Source organism: Bradyrhizobium archetypum, assembly GCF_013114835.1.
Lineage (GTDB): Bacteria > Pseudomonadota > Alphaproteobacteria > Rhizobiales > Xanthobacteraceae > Bradyrhizobium > Bradyrhizobium archetypum.
The window spans coordinates 367,645-388,029 of record NZ_JAAVLW010000004.1 but is presented as its reverse complement, the minus strand read 5'-3'; the positions used below and the strand labels follow the sequence as shown (position 1 = coordinate 388,029).

The window sequence follows — 20,385 nt, the reverse complement described above, 5'->3', positions numbered from 1 at the left end:
CGCCTATTCCTCGCCTTTTCTAAGCCGCCGCCAGACGGCGCCCAGCACGTTGGAGTAATCGTCGGTCCAGACCCGCTGGTTGTCTGCGGCTTCCGTCAGGGCCCACTGGTCCGACGACGCCAGCTTGCCGACATCGGTCTCTTCGCGCGCCGAAACCACGACCGAGGTCGAGAAGATGTATTCATTGTCGCGGCCGGAATCCTCGCTATAGACCCAGCTCTTCAGATCATTGGCGTCGGCGATGCCGACAACGACACTCGACAGTTCCAGGTGCCGGTTGGAGACGTGCATCACGACCGCGCCCTGCGGCGCCAGCTTGGACTTGTAGATCTCCATCGCCTCTTCGGTCGCCAGATGAATCGGAATCGCATCCGACGAATAGGCATCGACGATGATCAGATCGTAGACGCCGTCGGGCTCGCGCGCGAAGGTCAGCCGCGCATCGCCGATCACCGGCTCCAGGTTCGGCTCGCAGACCTGGATGTAGGTGAAATATTTCGGATCGCGCGCCGTATCGACCATGGTCTGATCGATCTCGAAGAACTTCCATTCCTCGCCGGGCTCCGCGGCGCAGGCCAGCGTGCCGGAGCCAAGGCCGATGACGGCGACCCGCAGCGGCGCGCCCTTGCGCTCGCGGATCGCAGTGATGGCCTGACCGATGCCGCCGTCCTTGTGGTAGTAGGTGATCGGCTCCGGCTGGCCGGTGACCGGCGTGCCGTCGTCGTTCTTGAACTTCTCGGCGCCGTGGATCGTGGTGCCGTGCATCAGCACGTGATACTGGCCGTTTGACGTCACCAGGATCTTGTGGACGCCGAAAAAGCTGCGCACGGTCTCCACCCGTCCATCGTCGGACGGGTAGGCGCGCAGCAGCACCAGTGCCACCACCACGGTTGCAAAGATCTTCCAGCGGCTGGCGTTGAGCGCCAGCGCCAAAAGCGCGGAGAGCCCGCCAACCCCGCCGATCACCCAGACCCTGTTGGTGTCGAGCCAGTTGAACGTCTTGCCCGTCGACCAGGCCGGCGCGATCAACGCCAGCGCCAGCGCGGCGAGGAATGGCCAGTACCATTGGCTCCAGCGCGGCAGTCGTTCGCCGCCGGCCGGGCGGCACAACGCCGCGAGCGCCAGCAGGATCGGATATTCGGCGACCCATGAGAAGGTGAACGGCGCGATCAGGCCGGCGAACAATCCGCCGACCATGCCGCCGAATGACAGCGCGACATAGAAGCCGGTGAGATATTTCGCTGCCGGACGCGTCCGCGCCAGTTCGCCGTGGCAGGCCATCGCGATCACGAAAAAGCAGAGCTGATGGCCGCCGAGCGTCAGCAGCAGATTCTGCTCGCCACCGACCGCGAGCAGCACCACGACGCCGGCGATCGCCAGCGGTTGCACCAGCAGCATCCATTTATGCGGCAACAGCGGGCGCGACTGGAACACCAGCACCCAGGTCAAGAGATAGAGCGACAGCGGCAGCACCCAGAGCAAGGGCGCCGCGGCGACGTCGGTGGAAATATGCGCGGTCACCGCGATCAACAGCCCCGACGGCACGGCGGCGAGGAATATCCAGCGGGCGCGCAGCAGCCAGGACGGCGCCGGCGCGTCGCTGTCGGCGGCCGACATGTTCAACTGCGCCGCCTTCGCCGGCGAGCGCAACAGCAACACGCCGCAGGTCGCGATCAGCACGACCAGCAGGCCATAGACGCCGGTCCAGATCAGGTTCTGCATGCGCAGCGTGAACATCGGCTCCAGCAAAACCGGATAGGACAACAGCGCCAGGAAGCTGCCGACATTCGAGGAAGCGTAGAGGAAGTATGGATCGGGCCCGTTCGGGTGGCCGGTACGGACGAACCAGGCCTGCAGCAGCGGATTGTTGGCGGCGAGCGCGAAGAACGGCAAGCCGATCGACACCGCGAACAGGCCGAGCAGCCAGAGCGCATAGCCCGATGTCGGCGGATCGCCCCACCCGCTCGCAATCGACAGCGGCAGCGTCAGCATCGCAGCCGCTAGCAGCACGAGGTGAACCGCCACGGGAATCGTGCGGTTGCGGGCCTGCATCAGAAAATGCGCATAGGCGTAGCCGCCGAGCAATAGCGACTGGAAGAACACCATCGCCACCGACCAGACGGCCGGCGAGCCGCCAAGCCGCGGCAGCACCATTTTTGTGAACAATGGTTGCACCGAGAACAGTAGCAGCGCGCTGACGAAAATCGCGGCGGTGTAGACGACCAGCACCAGCCGGTTTCGCGAGGCAGACGGCTCAGAAGTCATGAAAGCTCCGGCTTGGACCCGTCGAGGGGCCGGCGGGATTCCGGCAGATTTATGCCGGAAAGGCGAATTGGAACATATGGCGACATGACGGGCAATGCGGGATAAGGAAGGTCATTCTGGGGCGATGCGAAGCATCGAACCAGGGTATGCAAATGCATACCCGAGAATCTCGAGATTCCGGGTCTGGTCCTTCTGACCATCCCGGAATGACGAATCCCCTCTAATCAAACCTTCTTGAAGCGGACATGAACGAAACCGAAATCGTTATCATCGGTGCGGGGCATAACGGGCTCACCTGCGCGGCCTATCTCGCGATGGCCGGCTTGCGGGTCAAGTTAGTCGAGCGCCGCAAGGCGGTCGGCGGCGCCGCGGTGACCGAGGAATTTCATCCCGGTTTCCGCAACTCAGTGGCCGCCTATACCGTCAGCCTGCTCAACCCGCAGATCATCGCCGACCTGAGGCTTGCCGAACACGGCCTGCGCATCGTCGAGCGCCGCGCGCAGAACTTCCTGCCCGCCCCCGACGGCAGCTATCTGCTGACCGGCGAGGGCCGCACCCGGCCGTCGGTCGAGAAACTAAGCCGGCGCGATGCCGGCGCGATCGATACGTTCTCGCGCGAATTGGAAGCCATCGCCGACGTGCTGCGGCAATTCGTGCTGCGCGCGCCGCCGAACATCGTCGAGGGATTTGGCATCGGCGCGATCCGTGAAGCCTTCAATGCGCTGGGCAGTGCGAGCATCCTGCGCAAGCTCTCACTGGAGCAGCAACGCAGCCTGCTCGACCTGTTCACGCGCTCGGCCGGCGAGATGCTGGACGAGCGCTTCGAGAGTGATCTGGTGAAGGCGCTGTTCGGCTTCGATGCCATCGTCGGCAATTACGCCAGCCCCTACGCTGCCGGCTCCGCCTATGTGATGCTGCACCATGCCTTCGGCGAGGTGAACGGCAAGAAGGGCGTGTGGGGCCACGCGATCGGCGGCATGGGCGCGATCACGCAAGCCATGGCGCGTGCGGCGCGCGGGCATGGCGCCGAGATCGAAACGGAAGCCGGCGTGCGCGAGGTGACCGTCGAGGGCGATCGCGCTACGGGCGTCATCCTCGACAATGGCGAGACCATCCGCGCGAAATACGTCGTCTCGGGCGTCAATCCGAAACTGCTCTATACGCGGCTGGTGCCGTCGGGCGCGCTGGCGCCGGAATTCCTCGCGCGCATCGGGCGCTGGCGCAACGGCTCCGGCACTTTTCGCATGAATGTCGCGCTCAGCGCGCTGCCTTCCTTCACCGCACTGCCCGGCGCCGGCGATCATCTCACCGCCGGCATCATCCTTGCGCCAAGCCTCACCTACATGGACCGCGCCTGGCAGGATGCGCGCAGCCATGGCTGGAGCCGCGAGCCGGTGGTGGAAGTGCTGATCCCCTCCACGCTCGACGATTCCCTTGCTCCCGAGGGGCAGCATGTCGCGAGCCTGTTCTGCCAGCACGTTGCGCCGGAATTGCCAGAAGGAAAGTCGTGGGACGACCATCGCGAGGAGGTCGCCGATCTCATGGTCGCGACGGTGGATAAATTCGCACCCGGCTTCGCAGCGAGCGTGATCGGCCGCCAGGTGCTGTCGCCGCTCGATCTCGAGCGGCAGTTCGGCCTGCTCGGCGGCGACATTTTTCACGGGGCGCTAACGCTCAACCAATTGTTTTCAGCGCGGCCGATGCTGGGCCATGCCGACTACCGCGGGCCGCTGAAAGGCCTCTATCACTGCGGCTCGGGCGCACATCCCGGCGGCGGCGTCACCGGCGCTCCCGGCCACAACGCGGCGCGCGTGATCCTGGGCGATCATCGCGCGCTGTTCGGACAAGGCCGATAAGGCACGCCCGTCGATCAAGCTCTCAAATCAAAGGGCGCTGGCTTCGAGCGGAAAGCGAGATGGCTTGAACGGGACTTTGACCAAGTTCCCATCGCCCAGCTTCGACACGCGAATGCGGATCGGATGCAGGTCATGTGCAAAACCGGTGGATAATGGCGGGAAAAGGCTGTGGATTAATTGTCGAAAACACGGTGCAGCGATTGTGGAAAAAGCCGGTATCTCCCGGCGCATAACCGGATCAGCAATGCTCTCCCGGGCTGGGGATGGCCGGTGGATATTTCACCGCATCAGCTCTGGCCCAAAACGACAGGGACCGAGCGTTTGGCGCGCCCGGTCCCGAAATGCCCCCGAAGCGGGCAATTACTTCAGCGAGCTGCTGATGGTGTTAAAGTTGGTGCTGAGCTGGCTACCGACACCGTTCACGGCGGTGATGATTGCGATCGCGATGCCCGCAGCGATCAGGCCATACTCGATGGCCGTGGCTCCGGATTCGTCCTTGAAGAATGACTTAATGATAGACATGGCTGGTTCCGACCTGGGTTTGTGGATTCTGGAACCCAGGGTTCCCCTGCGGCTCCTATCCGGGAACCTACGAATCCGAATCTAAGGTTGTGCTAACGGCTGGAGCCCAACTTTTCCGGATATTGCGAGATGAAATTTGCTCAAATTTGAACGAAACGCCGCTTTGCTGCAGCTAGGTCCTCCTGCTTTTCTCCAGGTCGCTCAATGACTTCCACCGCCCCCACGTACCGCGTCAGCTTTGCCATCGGCGACGAGCACACAGCCAAAGGCGTTGTCGATGTGCTGACCGAGATTTTTTTTGAAGGCCAGGCCGCGGTCGCCGCGTTCGAACGGCCCGACGGCGGGTGGGATGTCACGGTGCATTTTGCGGAAGCCCCCGATCTACCGCTGGTGCGTGAACTGGTGGCCAATGCCGCCGGCGCTGATATCGCCGCGGGCATCGCCTTCGATACGATCGAGGCCAAGGACTGGGTCAAGGCCAGCCTCCAGGACCTTGTTCCCGTGCCGGCCGGGCGCTTCGTGGTCCACGGCCAGCATGACCGCGAGCGGATCCCGGCCAACAAGCTAGGCATCGAGATCGAGGCGGCGCTGGCCTTCGGCACCGGCCATCACGGCACCACGCGCGGCTGCCTGCTGCTGCTCGATCACGTCCTGAAGGCCTGGCGCCCGCGCCGCGTGCTCGATCTCGGCACCGGCACCGGCGTGCTGGCGATTGCGGCGGCCAAGGCGCTGCATGAAAGGATATTGGCGAGCGATATCGATCCGCCCTCGGTGCAGGTCGCCCGCGACAATGCCAGGCTGAACGTATCGCGGCATCTGGTCCGGGCGGTCCGCGCCACCGGATTCGCGGCGCCGCAATTCGCTCAAGCCGCGCCGTTCGATCTGGTGCTGGCGAATATTCTCGCCAACCCATTGCGGCAGTTGGCACGGCCGATGGCGCGGCATCTGGCGCCGTCGGCGCTGGTCATTCTCTCGGGGCTGTTGACGCATCAGGCGCCCGCCGTCATCGCCGCCTATCGCGCCCGCGGGCTGGTGCCGGTCCGGCATCTGCGCATCGAAGGCTGGAGCAGCCTCCTGCTGCGCAAAGTGAACTGAAATGCTAATCGGCTGGTCTGTGGCGGTTGCGGGCGATGACGCCCTTCTCTCGCTTCAGCGACCGCTTGACGCGCGCTTCCGCGAACCGGTCGAGGATCTGGACGATGACACCGCGCTGCTTCTTGTTGGCGACCGGCGGGACCGGGCCGCGCTTGGCCGGCGGCGAAATCTTCTCAAACGTGAAAGCAGGCATGGTGAATCCCCTCGTCGTTGAGTTGAAACACTCCCTAGAGCTTCTCCCGGTACTTTTTGAGCTGAACGGCTACGCCGCAAATTGCTCCGTCCGACTAGCGCGGATGGACATATTGGAGCACAGATTATGCCAAATTGTGGCCGATAGCTCCGCATTGCGGACCGCTCCGCCCAACCCTAAAGTGACCAGGCGATGTTCGAAGCCCATTTCCAGACATTCGAAGAGCCCGAAGGTGGCGTGGCGCTGACCGCGCGACTGGCCCGCTTCCGCGAGGAACTGGCCCGGCGGAAGCTGACCGGCTTTGTGATTCCGCGGGCCGATCAGCAGCAAAACGAATATGTCCCGGCCTCCGAAGAGCGGCTGGCGTGGCTGACCGGCTTCACCGGTTCGGCCGGCGTGGCGATCGTGCTGAGGCGCGAGGCCGCCGTTTTCGTCGATGGCCGCTATACGCTGCAGGCCGCCAAGCAGGTCGACCGCAAGGCCTGGCATATCGAGCCGCTGGCCGATCCGCCGCCGGAGCACTGGCTGACCAAGCATCTCGTGGCCGGCGACCGCCTCGGTTTTGATCCGTGGCTGCATACTTCGGCGGCAGCCGAGCGTCTGGCCGCCGCCTGCACCAAGGCAGGCGCGGAGCTGATTGCGGTCGAATCCAACCCGCTGGATTCAATCTGGACCGAGCGCCCGGCCCCGCCGCTCGGCCGCGTCGTCACCCACGGGGTGCAGTTTTCCGGCGAGATAGAGGCCGAGAAACTCAAGCGCATCCGGCTGGAGATCAACAAGCTCGGCGTCGATGCGCTGGTGCTGTCGGACAGCCACGCGGTGGCCTGGACCTTCAACATCCGCGGCGCCGACGTCTCGCACACGCCGCTGCCTTTGTCCTACGCGCTGGTGCCCAAGGACGGCCGCCCCCTCATCTTCATCGACCACCGCAAACTGTCCAACCTGACGCGCGACCATCTCGAACAATCCGCCGATGTCCGCGAGCCCGAGGCGCTGGTGTCAGATCTGACCGAGCTCGCCCGCGGCGGCGCGGCGATCGCGCTCGACAGCGCCACCGCAGCGGACGCGCTGAGCCGCCTGATCGCCGGCGCCGGCGGAAAACCGGTGCGCGGCAACGATCCGGTGAGCCTTTTGAAGGCAGTGAAGAACATCACCGAGATCGAGGGCACGCGTACCGCGCACCAGCGCGACGCGGTGGCGCTGACGCGCTTCCTAGCCTGGATCGACCGCGAGGCACCCTCCGGGGCGCTCACCGAGATCGACACCGTCGAGGCGCTGGAAACCTTTCGACGGCAGACCTGCGCACTGAAGGATGTGTCGTTTCCCACGATCGCCGGCACCGGACCGAACGGCGCCATCGTGCATTACCGCGTCACCCGCAAGAGTAACCGGCGGATTTCGCCCGGCGATCTCCTGCTGATCGATTCCGGCGCGCAGTACGAAGACGGCACCACCGACGTCACCCGCACGATCGCGATCGGCAACCCCACCGACGAAATGCGTGACCGCTTCACCCGCGTGCTGCGCGGGCACATCGCGATCGCGCGCGCGATCTTTCCTGACGGCACCACCGGCGCACAGCTCGACAGCTTTGCGCGGCAATTCCTCTGGCAGGCCGGCCTCGATTTCGAGCACGGCACCGGTCACGGCGTCGGCAGCTACCTTTCTGTGCACGAAGGCCCGGCGCGGATTTCGAAACTCGGCACCACGCCGCTGAAGCGCGGCATGATCCTGTCCAACGAGCCCGGCTACTACAAGGCCGACGCCTACGGCATCCGGATCGAGAACCTCGAACTGGTCGTCGGCACCGACATCGCCGGCGCCGAGAAGCCGGTGAATGCGTTCGAGACGCTGACCCTGGCGCCGATCGACCGCCGCCTGATCGCCGTGGGCATGCTGAGCGCAGCCGAGCTGAAGTGGCTCAACGACTATCATGAGCGCGTCAACCGCGCGGTGCGCCCGCACCTCGACGACAGCGCCACGAAACTGTGGCTGGACGAGGCGACGGCAGCGCTGCTGCCGGTTTGATCATTGTTGCCCTCATGCGTTGTCGTCGTCCCCCGCGAAAGCGGGGGACCCGGTACGTCGTGGCCGTCCACTAAAGCGACGCGGCGCGGGCTCCGGACACAAATCGCGAAAACAACCCCATGCAAAGTAGAATCCGGCGGTGCAGCCTCGTGCCCGCCTCCCCAATTCAGCATGGCCGCATGCCAAAACGTCCCCTGTTCGCGCTAGGCCATCTGGTTAAAAGTTCGATCCAAGCAAAACAGGATCTGAACTGAATGCACGGCGTCGTGGGCAAGCCGCCCGACGCGGCGGCGAATGCTGCCGCGATCTCGAAGATCATGCTGCTGATGCTGGTTGCGATGACCGGCGTGGCGCCGATCTCGCTTTACATGCTGGTGCCGGCGCTTCCCGTGCTGGCGACGACGTTCGGCGGCGACATCTCCGTCGCGCAGATGACGGTGTCGCTCTACATGGTCGGCATCGCCTGTTCGCAGCTCATCATGGGGCCATTGTCGGACAAGTTCGGCCGCCGCCCGGTGCTGCTCGCAGGCCTTGCCCTGATGGTGGCGGCGAGCGTCGGATGCTCGCTGGCGCAAACGCTGCCGCAGTTGATCGCCGCGCGCTTCCTGCAGGCGTTGGGCGGCGCGACCGGCATGGTGGTGAGCCGCGCCATCATCCGCGACCTCTACAGCCGCGACCGCATCAGCTCCATGCTCAGCCTCGTGATCGCCGTCATGATGATGGCGCAGATGCTCAGCGCCCTGGTCGGCGGCCTCCTGGAGACCGCATTCGGCTGGCGCGCGATCTTCTATTTCATCACTGCGGCCTCGCTCAGCGTCGCGGTGCTGATCGCCCTTGCGCTGCCCGAGACGCGCCGCAAACGCAGCGCGAGCAGCAGCTTTCGCCACGACGTCGGCAGCCTGATCAGGAACCGCGCCTTCATCGGCTACATGCTGTGCCAGGTGCTGGCGTCGCAGATCATTTTCATGTTCGCCGGCGGCGGCCCCTACATCGTGGTGACGCAGATGGGCCGCACCACGGCCGAATATGGTGCATGGTTCGCGACGACAGGCTTTGCATACCTGATCGGCAATGTGTGCTGCGTCCGCTTCGCGCCGCGCCAATCGCTGGAGCGGCTGATCTGGTTCGGCCTGGCGCTGCAATTCGCCGGCGCCCTGTTGAACCTGATCTTCAGCATCACCGGGACCAACCAGGCGCCGCTTTGGCTGTTCGGTACCCAGATGATCGTGATGGTCGCCAACGCCTTCGTGATGAACAACGCCGCGGCCGGCGCCATCAGCGTCCGCCCCGAGGCCGCCGGCACCGCTTCGGGCGCGATGGGCTTCCTGCAGCAGGGCATCGGCGCGCTGGTCTCGCAATTCGGCGCCTATCTCGGCGGCCACTCCACCACCACGCTGCCGCTGACCGCGGCGATCTTCGCGCTGTCGATCGCCTGTGCGTCGACCATGTTCTTCATCGTGCCGCGGCGAACGGTCAGCGAGGAACTGATGAAGAAGGCGGAGGAGGAAGAATCGGGGATGCTGTAGGAACTTCAAGCAGCAGCGCTCTGCTGCAGGTCACTTTCTTATGCCGTAATGGACTGGCATGCTCGCGTTCACGGCCGGATATGGCCTGCCGAGCGTACATCATGCCTGAATTTCTCAAGATCGCTGCGCTCGCCGGCCTGCTTGTACTTTCGTCCAAGCCGGTCATGGCGATTGATCAGACCTCCGTTACACCGGCGGAGTTCGATTGTTGGGAGCCGGAGCGCATTTTCAAGCAATGCGCGGCGAAGGGCCCCGACGGGCGGCCGCGCCTGAAGCGATCCTATTTGGCTCGACTTCGGTATGACTCTGATGGGCTGGCTTCCGTCTTGTTAATACATCGGACCGACACAAAGCAAAGCCAATGGTTCTATGTTCGACGCGGCCTCGCCCCGGTGCCTGTTGAATCAATGGACAACGGCCCGGACTATTTCAACGATGGTCTCGCGCGCTCGCGGGTCGGAGGCAAGATTGGATACATCGATCGCAAACTCAACCTCGTGATTCCGGCGACGTACGACGGAGCCTACCCATTCGAGGACGGAGTTGCCGTTGTCTGCACGGCTTGCACTCTTGTCTCTGAAAGTGAGCACAGCGAGCATAGCTGGTACGAGGGCGGGCAATGGGGACGCATTGACCGCAAGGGACGTGTGGTTTCGCCCTTCCGGCCTTGGCAGAAAGGTCAGCGCCTCGAATTCAACTGACGGCCGCATCGATAGCTCACCGGAAGGGCGAGGACGTCGACAGGATGCGAAGATTGTGGCTTCGGCGGAACCGTATAGGTGGAACCCGGTGTTTTGAGGCGTCCCACGTCACGGCGATCAATAGGAACATTCGTCGGTTCTCCGCCTTGGTTGCGCGAGCGCCGGGCCGGCAGCGCCGGTCGCGCACTTCTCAGTTGCCTGGCTGAAGACCATAGCCTGCAACGCATACAGGGCATCGAATGATCGGCCCTATCCGGAAGGAGAGACGATATGGCAAGTGCCGAAGAACGACTGATGGAGTGGTTGCGCGACGCACACGCAGCAGAGGTACAGGCCGAGACCATGTTGAGCGGCATGGCCCGGCGGATCGAGAATTATCCGGAGCTGAAGGCGCGGATCGAGCAGCACATAGGCGAGACGCAGCGGCAGGCTGAACGCGTTCGCAAGTGCATCGAGCGGAGGGGGGAGGACACGTCCACAATCAAAGATGCCGGCGGCAAGATGCTCGGGCTCGGCCAGGCGATGAGCGGCCTGTTTGTGGGCGACGAGGTCATGAAGGGTTCCATCGCGTGCTCCGCTTTCGAAGCGATGGAAATTGCGTCCTACCGTATCCTGGTCGATACCGCGAGGCAGGTGGGCGATGAGGAGACGGCCCAGACCTGCGAACAGATTTTGCGGGAAGAGGAGGCGATGGCAAGCTGGCTGGAGCAGAATCTTCCAGTTCTGACTCAGCAATACTTGGCCCGAGAACAAACACCCGGCGCCCGCGCTACGAGCTGACAGGTGCCGCAAGACAGCTCGACCGGCTCCGCAGGCGCGGGGTCAGTGGAATTTCTGCGTCGAGCCGTACGAGGGATCGGATTTCGGCGGCCCGCTGAAACCAGCCCACCGTCTGGAGCCGCAGCGGGCAGGCGCGCCTGGAAACATCATTCAGTGAGCGAGGTCGGCCGGGCATGATCGGGTGTGCCGTCGTGAACAGATCTCGCCAGCACTGGTTAGGAACGTCAAGCGCCGACCCGTGTTGTGGGAGCAGTGATGTGCACCTTTCGGTGCGACCGAACACCCCGAGAAGCTGATGTCAAAGCCCCTCAAACGAAATGTGCTGTTCGCGGCGGCGTTCCTGATTCCAGCCACACTGTTCACTCTGATCGCCGCCTCGGACCCTCTGCCACCAGACGCAACCTACCGACCGCTTCCGACGCGTCCGTTTTCTGCTGTGAAAGCGGATGATGAGGCGCAGAAGCCGCGGGTCATGCTGCGCCAAGCTGACTTGCTCAACCGCCGCTACGACATGTCGGACCGTCCGATTGCAGGCGTCATGATGTCGGCCGCGCGCAAGGCAGTACAGGGTGGCGTCCGGGTCAAGCTGCCGGCGGGGGTTACCTGGGAGAGCCTCGCGGAAATGAGCCCGGACGAGATTCGTCAAAGGGGACTTATGCCGGAGGGCTTTTTGCCGCTTCCCCACGTAAAGCAGGCAACCGGCGGCCAGGTCATTCCCGATCGACACATAGACGAAATCCGCAGACAAGAGGCGCGTGATCTGCGGCGCTTCGATGTCAACTTCGATCTTCCCGATCATCTGACGCCCGAATTTCCGCCACCGGTCTTCCTCACAACCCAGCCGCACCTCGGCGATGTCTCGCGCGGCCAATTGCTGACGATCAAGAATTTTTACGAGTTTATGAACGGGATCATCACTCCGGTCCAAATGGAAGGCTTGCGCCTCCTACTCACGCCATTTCCCCAGGAAGAATTCAACCAAACCGAAGATCGAAAAGTGGCAGAGCAGAGCACCGGGATCAGCTGTCTCGATTGCCATGCCAACTTCCATACGAACGCAGCCTTTCATCTCACCCCCGACGTTCGTCCGCAGGCGGCCCGATTTCGGCTGGATACCACCAGTCTTCGTGGAGTGTTCAACCAGCAAGTCCACGGCTCCAAGCGCTCGCTGAGATCCGTCGAGGACTTCACCGAGTTCGAGCAGCGGACAGCTTATTTCAATGGTGACCATGTCAGCGCGACACGAAAAGGCGTGCACCTGCCAGATCGCACCAACCAAGTCGCGATGATGGCTCAGATGCAGAATATTATCGATTTTCCGCCCGCGCCCAAGCTCGACCCGTTTGGACGCCTCGATCGCACGAAGGCAACGGAACAAGAACTCGCCGGCGAACAAGTATTCTTCGGGAAGGCGCGCTGCGCCGAGTGTCACGTTTCGCAGACTTCGTTCATGGACAATAGCATGCACGATCTGAAGCTGGAGCGCTTTTATCAGATCGGTAATACGAGCAATGATTTCGTGATATTGCCGGATGGTCCAATCAAGACATTTACGTTGCGAGGCATCAAGGACTCGCCGCCTTACCTCCACGATGGTCGGCTTATGACACTGGCGGATACCGTCGAGTTCTTCAATCTGGTACTCGGTCTGAAACTCACACAGCAGGAAAAGGAAGCGTTAGTTGCCTACATGCTGACCCTATGAGGCACGTGTGGGCGACAGGGAAGTTTGATGGTGGCGCTACGGAGACAGCAATGCGGCTTCTGGCTTTGGGATCGACATTGACGATACTGCTCGTATCGTCAGCTTTCGCGCAGATCGGCAACCCGGCGGGGGCCGATCCCGGTACCCGCCAAGCCGCACCCGGAGTGCCTGCGCCGCACCAGACCAATACGCAAGACCAGCTGTTCGCGCAGCAGGTTGGCAGCGGTGGCATGGCCGAGGTCGTGCTCGGAAGGCTTGCCGATCGAAAAGCACAAAATCGCGCGGTGAAGGAATTCGGACAGCTGATGGTCCAGGACCATGGCAAAGCCAACGACAAGCTTGCAGCGCTCGCCAAATCGGCCGATATCCCTCTGCCGAACGAGCCGGATCCCGAGCACAAAGCCGTACAGGCCCGACTTGAGGGGCTAAATGGTGCGGCTTTTGATGTCGCCTATCTGGCGGCCCAGGTGCAGGACCACCAGAAGACTGCGCAGCTGCTACAGTGGGAGATCAACTCGGGCCAAGATGCGCAGCTTCAGCGTTTCGCATCTGAGACGCTGCCAATCGTGCTGAAGCATCTGCGAATGGCCCAGGACCTTGCGGCGCAGACTGCGGGTCAAACACCTCGCGAGTTCGCGCCTGCTACAACGGGAATGGATCATGGCGATGGATCTCGCCGTGTCCGCCAGTGATCGCTGGTCACCCATATGCGGTGACGACGATCCAGCTACGCCCCGATCAGCTTCAGCCACTCATCCTCCGTCAGCACCGGTACGCCGTGTTTCTTGGCTTCCGCGAGCTTTGATCCGGCGCCCGGCCCGGCGACGACGTAGTCCGTCTTCTTCGACACCGAGCCAGCGGCCTTGGCGCCGAGCCGCTCGGCGGTCGCCTTGGCTTCGTCGCGCGTCATCTTTTCCAGCGAGCCGGTGAACACTACGGTCTTGCCGGCGACGGCCGAATTGCTCTTGGGCTTTTCGGCATCGATGATCTCGTTGAGCTCCTTGACCAGCCGCTCGACGATGCCGCGGTTGTGGCTTTCGCCGAAATAGGCCGCGACGCTCTTGATTACGGTATCGCCGATCTGGTCGAGTGCATCCATCTCCGCGATCGCATCCTCGTCGCCCTTGGCGACCTTGAGGCAGGCGTCGTGGAAGGCGTCCCACGAACCATAGCCGCGCGCCAGCGCCAGCGCGGTGGTCTCGCCGACATGGCGCATGCCGAGCGCATAGATGAATCGCTCCAGCGCAATGCGGCGGCGGTTCTCGATCGCGGCAAACAGGTTGCGCACCGAGGTTTCGCCATAGCCTTCGATGTCTTCGAGCTTCAGCCTGGCGTTGCGCTTGGGCAGCGTAAAGATATCGGCGGGCTCCCTCACCCATTCGCGGTCGAAGAAATACTGCAACTGCTTCTCGCCGAGCCCATCAATATCGAAGGCGCGGCGCGACACGAACAGCTTGAGATGCTCGATCTTCTGGAACGGACAGGCGAACTCGCCGGTGCAGCGGGCGCGCGAGCCCTCCTCGCCGGTTGCCGTCTCCTCGCGCACGACGTCGGTGTGCAGAGGGCACGGGCACTTCTTCGGGAAGTGAAACTCCTTCGCGCCTTTCGGCCGCTTGTCGATGATGACGTCGACGACCTGCGGAATCACGTCGCCGGCGCGCTGGATCACGACGGTGTCGCCGATCCTGATGTCGCGGCCCTCGCGCAACTGCTCGCCCTTGTTACCGATGCCCTTGATGTAGTCCTCGTTGTGCAGCGTGACGTTCTGCACGATCACGCCGCCGACGCCGACCGGCTCGAGCTTGCCGACGGGGGTGAACGAGCCGGTACGGCCGACCTGGATCTCGATATCGCGCAGCACGGTCATGGCGCGTTCGGCCGGGAATTTGTGCGCGATCGCCCAGCGCGGCGTGCGCGACACGAAGCCGAGCCGCTCCTGCCAGTCGATCCGGTCGATCTTGTAGACGACGCCGTCGATGTCGTAGTCGAGCTCGCCGCGCTGCTCCTCGATCTTGTGATGGAACGCAATCAAGTGCTCGACGGAGTGACAGAGCTTGGTCAGCGGATTGGTCTTGAAGCCGCAGCGCTCGAACCAGTGGATCATGCCGGTTTGCGTAGCTTCCGGCATCGCACTCATCTGGCCCCAGGAATAGGCGAAGAATCCGAGTGGCCGCGATGCCGTGATGGATGGATCCTTCTGGCGCAGTGAACCGGCCGCTGAATTGCGCGGGTTTGCAAAAATCGTATCGCCCGCGGCCTTCTGGCGCTCGTTCAGTGCGAGGAAGGCCTTCTTGGTCATGTAGACCTCGCCGCGCACTTCGCAGATATCAGGCACGTTGCGGCCCTTCAGCTTCTGCGGCACGTCCTCGAGCGTGCGAATGTTCGCGGTGACATCCTCGCCTTCCGTGCCATCACCACGGGTGGCGGCGGTGACGAGTTCGCCGCCCTCGTATCGCAGTGACATCGAGAGTCCGTCGATCTTCGGCTCGGCGGAAAAGTTGATCTTGTCATCCGGCAGCTTCAGAAATCGCGTGATGCGGCCGACGAAGTCGAGCACGTCCTGTTCGGCAAAGGCGTTGTCGAGCGACAGCATCGGCACCGCATGCCGGACCTTCCTGAAGCGCCCCGACGGCGCGGCGCCGACTTTCTGCGATGGCGATTCCGAGGTGACGAACTCGGGAAACCGCTTCTCGATGGCGTTGTAGCGCGCCCGCAGCGCGTCGTACTCGGCATCGCTGATGCTCGGGGCATCTTCCTGGTAATAGCGCTTATCGTGGCCTTCAAGCTCCAGTGCCAGCCGCATATGCTCGACCTTGGCCTGCGCCTTGGTGAGCTTGGCAACATCGGTGGGGGTTTTTGTCTTGGATTTTGCTATCATGCTGGAAACTAAGTCCCCGTCATTCCGGGGCGCGCGAAGCGCGAACCCGGAATCTCGAGATTCCAGGTTCGATGCTGCGCATCGCCCCGGAATGACTGGTTGTTAATAGGCAATCTGCGACAATCATGAGCTACTACGTCTATATCATCGCAAGCCGCAGAGATGGAGCAATCTACGTCGGCGTGACCAATGACATTGTGCGCCGGATCTACGAACACCGAACGAAGGCCGAGCCCGGTTTCACATCGAAATACAATATCACACGGCTGGTTTGGTCCGAAATCTACGACGACCCGATCTCGGCGATTTCCCGCGAGAAAGAGCTGAAGAAGTGGAGGCGAAGCTGGAAGGTCCAGTTGATCGAGAAGGACAATCCGCAGTGGAATGACTTGTATGAGTCGATCTGCACCTGAGTTTCGTCATTCCGGGGCGGTCCGTTAGGACCGAACCCGGAAGCTCGAGATTCTCAGGGCGCAAGGGCGCCCCATAGTTCGCGCTACGCGCGCCCCGGAATGACCGCTAGGAAGCCGCTCTTAACAGCCGTTCCGCCGCCGCCCTGGCCTCCGCCGTTATCTCCGCGCCGGCCAGCATGCGGGCGATTTCCTCGCGGCGGTGGTCGGCGGCAAGTGCGTTGACGCGGGTGGCGACGCGCTTGCCCTTGTCGAGGGCGTCCTTGGAAATCAGCAAATGCTGGTCGGCGCGCGCGGCGACCTGCGGCGCGTGGGTTACGGCCATCACCTGGACCTGGCCCGCCAACCGCGAAAGCCGCGATCCGATCGCGTCCGCCACCGCGCCGCCGACGCCGGTATCGATTTCGTCGAACACCAGCGTCGGCGCCGAACCGCGGTCGGCCAGCACGACCTTCAACGCCAGCAGGAAACGCGACAGTTCGCCGCCGGAGGCGACCTTCATCAGCGGTCCCGGCTTGGTGCCGGGATTGGTCTGCACCCAGAACTCGACGCGGTCGATGCCCTGCGGCCCCGGCGCGTTCGGGTCGCTTACGATCTGCGTCATGAACTTTGCGCGCTCGAGCTTCAGCGGCGCGAGCTCGGCATTGACCGCCTTGTTGAGCTTCTCGGCGGACTTGGCCCGGGCCGCGGACAGCTTCGCCGCCGCCGCGCCGTAGCGCTGGTCGGCCTCGGCAGAAGCGGCTTCCAGCTTCTTCAACTGTTCCGCACCGGCATCGATCAGCGCCACGTCGGAAGCAAATTTGGCGGCGAGCGCCGCCAGCCCGTCGACCGGCGTCGAATATTTGCGCGAGGCGGCGCGAAGCGCAAACAGACGCTCCTCGATGCGCTCCAGCTCGGCGGGATCGAAATCGGCCGCGACCAGGGCGGCGCTGAGATGCTGGTCGGCCTCTTCCAGCGCGTTGATCGCGATGTCGATCGCCTTCACCGCCGGCTCAACCAGCGCGGGTGAATTGGCGGCGCGGCGTTCGAGGCGGCGCACCGCGGCCGCCAGCGCCGGCACCGGCGAGTTGTTGCCGCCGACCGCCTCCTGCGCCTCGCGCAGGTCGCTGGCGATCTTCTCGCCCTGCATCATGGTGGTGCGGCGTTCGGCAAGCGCTGTCTCCTCGCCGTCCTTCGGCTTCAGCGCCTTGAGCTCGTCGGCGGCGTGACGCAAATAGTCCGCCTCGCGCGCGGCGCGTTCCATGCTGGCGCGGTGCTCGTCGAGCGCCTGATTGGCGGTGCGCCGCGCCTCCCACAGCGCTTCCAGCGCCGCGACTTCCTTCTCCAACCCGGCAAACGCATCGAGCAATTGGCGGTGCGTCGAGGCATCGACCAGTGCGCGCTCGTCATGCTGGCCGTGGATTTCTACCAGCGTCGCGCCGACGGCTTTGAGCGTTTGCACGCTGATCGACTGGTCGTTGATGAAGGCGCGGGTGCGGCCGTCGGCAAGCTGCACGCGACGCAGGATCATTTCGCCGCTATCGTCGAGGCCGTTCTCGGAGAGGATTTTTGTCGCGGGGTGGCCCTTGGGAACGTCGAACGTGGCGGTCACCTGGCCCTGCTCCGCGCCGTGGCGGACGAGGCCGGCATCGCCACGGCCGCCGAGCGCCAGCGCGAAGGCATCGAGCAGGATGGATTTGCCCGCGCCGGTTTCGCCGGTCAGCACCGCGAGGCCGCGGGAGAATTCGATATCGAGCCGTTCGATCAGGACGATGTCGCGGATCGACAGACGCGCCAGCATGCGAAGTAAATTCCTAGTGGTCCGGTTCTAACATTTGCTCCCCGCCCTGGGAGCCACCATTGCGAATGTTAGAATCAAAAGGACCACTAGCAAATACCGAGCTGGTAGTGGAGCTTTACGGATCTGCATTCGCCTCACGAAGTCGCGGCATGGCCCAAGCGAATGTCGAATCCGCCTGGGTTATCCAAGACCCAGCTTCTTGAAGGCCCTGGAAATGTAGGAACCCTTGTTCTCGCTGGGCTCGAGACCGCCCGACTTTACAAGATTATAGGCGTCCTTGTACCAGCGGCTGTCAGGAAAGTTGTGCCCAAGCACAGCCGCCGCCGTCTGCGCCTCGCCGACGATTCCGATCGACATATAGGCTTCCGTGAGCCGCGCCAGCGCTTCCTCGACGTGCCGCGTGGTCTGGTAGCGGGTGACCACGGTCTTGAAGCGGTTGATGGCGGCGGTGTAGTCGCGCCGCTCCATGTAGTAGCGGCCGACATCCATTTCCTTGCCGGCGAGCTGGTCGCGCGCGCCTTCGAGCTTGGCCTTGGCGGAGTTGGCGTATTCGGAGGTCGGGTATTTGCGAATCACCTCTTCCAGCGCCGCGATCGCCTTTTCGGTGCGGCCCTGGTCGCGGGAGATGTCCGGGATCTGGTCGTAATGCGAGGCCGCGATCAGATATTGCGCGTAGGCTGCGTCGGGACTGCCGGGATGCAGCGTGACGTAGCGGGTCGCCGCGCCGATGCAGCTATCATAGTCGCCCTGGTTATAGAAGGAATACGCCGACATCAGGAGCGATTTGCGCGCCCAGTCCGAATAAGGATGCTGGCGATCGACTTCCTCGAATTTCTTCGCCGCCGCCTTGTTATCCTTGCGCTGGTTCATCAGGTACAAGCCCTCATTGTAGAGCTTGTCCGCGGGCTCTTCGTTGAAGGTGTCGTCCTTCTGGGTGAACTTGTCCCAGAGCGCGCCCGTGCCGCAACCGCTCAAGGGGATGGCGAGCGCAATCAGGCCTGCCGCCAGCCGCAGCGATCGCCCCGCGCGAGCGAGACCGGACGCCCCGAGTGAATTGCGTGATTCAAGCGTCATACGCTGTGCCGACATGGAATCTGTGACCTGACGCCCTGTAATGCGACTGATGAGTGAGCCCGCCCGTCCGTGAACCGCAGTCATGGACGTCATATTCCCGATGCCCAATGCGTTTGGTGCCCAATTTGCGTTTGGTGCCCAATTTCTTCAGGGCCCGTGGCGCGTGTGGTGCAACCGCGGGCTTCTGTAGCCGAAAAATGCTCCTTGACCAACCGAATACGCAGCCAATTCGCCCGGATTAAGGCGGCGGAACGGCCGTTGTTACCGATTGTGGTTACTACGGAAAACGCGCCGATGCGGCGCAAAACGGGTCAGAAATGAAGGATAAAGCTGGATATTGCAAAGGCAAAGTCAGGAGACGTCCGGACCATAGGCCGGGGCGATCAAGCCGCCCACCATGCCCGCGCCAGCCTCGACATAACCGCGGGGACGGCGTGCCGGTTCAGCCTCGACCACCCGCCAGGCGCTGCGATCGGCCAACAGCGCGGTCAGCACGGCGTGGTTCAGCTTGTGGCCGGGGCGGATCGAGCGATAGGCGCCGAGCAGCGGCAAGCCGGCCAGCGTGAGGTCGCCGATGGCATCGAGCACCTTGTGGCGAACGCATTCATCGCTGTAGCGCAGCCCTTCCGGGTTGAGCAGACGGTCCTCGTCGAACACCACCGAATTCTCGAACGACGCGCCGAGCGCGAAGCCCGCGCTCCACAGCCGCGCGGTGTCACTCATGAAGCCGAAGGTGCGCGCGCGCGAAACCTCGCGGCGGAAGCTTTCCGGGCTCAGATCGAGCGAATAATTCTGGCGGCCGATTGCAGGCGCGGCGAAGTCGATTTCGACTTCGACGCGGAACCCGCCCGCATGCGGACGCAGTTCGCCAAAGCTGTCGCCAATCGCAACCTGCACCGGCTTGAGGATTTGAATGAAGCGGCGGGAAGCCGACTGGGTGATGATGCCGGCCTGATCAATCGCAGCGACGAAGGCCGCCGCACTGCCGTCCATGATCGGAACTTCGGGACCATCGACTTCGATGATGGCGTTGTCGACACCCATGCCGCGCAAGGCAGCGAGAACGTGTTCGGAGGTAGAAACCAGCGGGCCTTCGCGGTCGCCGAGAACGGTCTGGAAATCGGTCGCGGTGACGGATGCGGCGACGGCGGGAATTTCGCGGTCGGTCTCATCAAGGCCGGTACGGACAAAAACAAGACCCGCATTCACAGGTGCCGGTCCGATGGTCAGGCTCACAGGTAAACCGGAATGAACGCCAACACCCGTGACGGTGGCTTGCGACCGAAGCGTGGTTTGGCGGCTGAATTTCATCGATAACTGCCCACTACCCGACTTAACCTAAAGACGGAACCGGCCGTGTGCGCCGATTCGCGTTCTAGGCATCCCCAAGTCATGGCAGACCATAGTCTTTGCCCTAACGCGCACAACTCACGCTTCTTTACGGATTGTTACCCTATCTCTGCCGCATTCGCGCCAAGGGTTAACCCAATTCCGGCATGGCGGGAGGCGTTCTTAGCCGTAACAGCTGATCACGGAGTGGATAATTAATGATTTAAAATCAGTTGGTTGACC

At 63.1% G+C, this 20,385-nt stretch carries 16 protein-coding genes; 9 read left to right on the top strand and 7 right to left on the bottom strand.

Annotated elements, in window-relative coordinates:
• Nucleotides 1-3: 3 nt before the first annotated feature.
• A complete protein-coding gene (locus HCN50_RS14585; RefSeq protein WP_171710353.1) occupies nucleotides 4-2,265 on the bottom strand; it encodes a fused MFS/spermidine synthase in 2,262 nt (753 codons plus the stop codon).
• A gap of 245 nt (nucleotides 2,266-2,510) precedes the next feature.
• Between HCN50_RS14585 and HCN50_RS14580 the strand changes: the two genes are divergently transcribed.
• The gene (locus HCN50_RS14580) at nucleotides 2,511-4,121 is read left to right on the top strand and encodes a phytoene desaturase family protein (protein ID WP_171710352.1); all 1,611 of its coding nucleotides are present in this window, start codon (nucleotides 2,511-2,513) and stop codon (nucleotides 4,119-4,121) included.
• Nucleotides 4,122-4,481: 360 nt separating this feature from the next.
• Here HCN50_RS14580 and HCN50_RS14575 read toward each other — a convergent pair whose 3' ends face one another.
• Complete coding sequence (locus HCN50_RS14575; RefSeq protein WP_171710351.1) at nucleotides 4,482-4,643, bottom strand: Flp family type IVb pilin; 162 nt, start codon at nucleotides 4,641-4,643, stop codon at nucleotides 4,482-4,484.
• 204 nt (nucleotides 4,644-4,847) lie between these two features.
• On the opposite strand from HCN50_RS14575, the gene HCN50_RS14570 reads away from it, so the two are divergent.
• Entirely contained in the window at nucleotides 4,848-5,738 is an 891-nt protein-coding gene (locus tag HCN50_RS14570) for a 50S ribosomal protein L11 methyltransferase (protein ID WP_171710350.1), read from the top strand.
• A gap of 4 nt (nucleotides 5,739-5,742) precedes the next feature.
• Here HCN50_RS14570 and HCN50_RS14565 read toward each other — a convergent pair whose 3' ends face one another.
• Nucleotides 5,743-5,931, bottom strand: coding sequence for a hypothetical protein (locus HCN50_RS14565; protein ID WP_171710349.1), 189 nt, complete (start codon nucleotides 5,929-5,931; stop codon nucleotides 5,743-5,745).
• A gap of 192 nt (nucleotides 5,932-6,123) precedes the next feature.
• On the opposite strand from HCN50_RS14565, the gene HCN50_RS14560 reads away from it, so the two are divergent.
• The 6 genes from HCN50_RS14560 to HCN50_RS14535 all read left to right on the top strand — a co-directional run bounded on the left by HCN50_RS14560 (nucleotide 6,124) and on the right by HCN50_RS14535 (nucleotide 13,363).
• The gene (locus HCN50_RS14560; RefSeq protein WP_171710348.1) at nucleotides 6,124-7,959 is read left to right on the top strand and encodes an aminopeptidase P family protein; all 1,836 of its coding nucleotides are present in this window, start codon (nucleotides 6,124-6,126) and stop codon (nucleotides 7,957-7,959) included.
• A gap of 254 nt (nucleotides 7,960-8,213) precedes the next feature.
• Nucleotides 8,214-9,485 (top strand): multidrug effflux MFS transporter, encoded by a 1,272-nt coding sequence (locus HCN50_RS14555; protein WP_171710347.1) that lies wholly within the window; start codon nucleotides 8,214-8,216, stop codon nucleotides 9,483-9,485.
• A 101-nt stretch (nucleotides 9,486-9,586) separates the two neighbouring features.
• Entirely contained in the window at nucleotides 9,587-10,186 is a 600-nt protein-coding gene (locus HCN50_RS14550; protein WP_235976968.1) for a WG repeat-containing protein, read from the top strand.
• 270 nt (nucleotides 10,187-10,456) lie between these two features.
• The gene (locus HCN50_RS14545; RefSeq protein ID WP_171710346.1) at nucleotides 10,457-10,966 is read left to right on the top strand and encodes a ferritin-like domain-containing protein; all 510 of its coding nucleotides are present in this window, start codon (nucleotides 10,457-10,459) and stop codon (nucleotides 10,964-10,966) included.
• A gap of 295 nt (nucleotides 10,967-11,261) precedes the next feature.
• A complete protein-coding gene (locus tag HCN50_RS14540; protein ID WP_171710345.1) occupies nucleotides 11,262-12,671 on the top strand; it encodes a cytochrome B6 in 1,410 nt (469 codons plus the stop codon).
• A gap of 50 nt (nucleotides 12,672-12,721) precedes the next feature.
• A complete protein-coding gene (locus HCN50_RS14535; RefSeq protein ID WP_171710344.1) occupies nucleotides 12,722-13,363 on the top strand; it encodes a DUF4142 domain-containing protein in 642 nt (213 codons plus the stop codon).
• Nucleotides 13,364-13,398: 35 nt separating this feature from the next.
• Here the strand turns inward: HCN50_RS14535 and ligA are convergent, their stop codons facing one another.
• On the bottom strand, nucleotides 13,399-15,549 hold the full coding sequence (gene ligA / locus HCN50_RS14530; RefSeq protein WP_171710343.1) for an NAD-dependent DNA ligase LigA: 2,151 nt from the start codon (nucleotides 15,547-15,549) through the stop codon (nucleotides 13,399-13,401).
• Nucleotides 15,550-15,674: 125 nt separating this feature from the next.
• On the opposite strand from ligA, the gene HCN50_RS14525 reads away from it, so the two are divergent.
• Entirely contained in the window at nucleotides 15,675-15,962 is a 288-nt protein-coding gene (locus tag HCN50_RS14525) for a GIY-YIG nuclease family protein (protein WP_171710342.1), read from the top strand.
• 106 nt (nucleotides 15,963-16,068) lie between these two features.
• Here the strand turns inward: HCN50_RS14525 and recN are convergent, their stop codons facing one another.
• The 3 genes from recN to lpxC all read right to left on the bottom strand — a co-directional run bounded on the left by recN (nucleotide 16,069) and on the right by lpxC (nucleotide 20,124).
• Nucleotides 16,069-17,739 carry a DNA repair protein RecN gene (recN, locus tag HCN50_RS14520; RefSeq protein ID WP_171710341.1) on the bottom strand — a complete coding sequence of 557 codons (1,671 nt, stop codon included), beginning with the start codon at nucleotides 17,737-17,739 and terminating at the stop codon, nucleotides 16,069-16,071.
• Nucleotides 17,740-17,919: 180 nt separating this feature from the next.
• Nucleotides 17,920-18,828, bottom strand: a complete 909-nt coding sequence (locus tag HCN50_RS14515; RefSeq protein ID WP_171710340.1) for an outer membrane protein assembly factor BamD — start codon at nucleotides 18,826-18,828, stop codon at nucleotides 17,920-17,922.
• 336 nt (nucleotides 18,829-19,164) lie between these two features.
• Nucleotides 19,165-20,124: a UDP-3-O-acyl-N-acetylglucosamine deacetylase gene (lpxC, locus tag HCN50_RS14510; protein ID WP_171710339.1), complete on the bottom strand. Its 960-nt coding sequence runs from the start codon at nucleotides 20,122-20,124 to the stop codon at nucleotides 19,165-19,167.
• Between the last annotated feature and the right edge of the window lie 261 nt (nucleotides 20,125-20,385).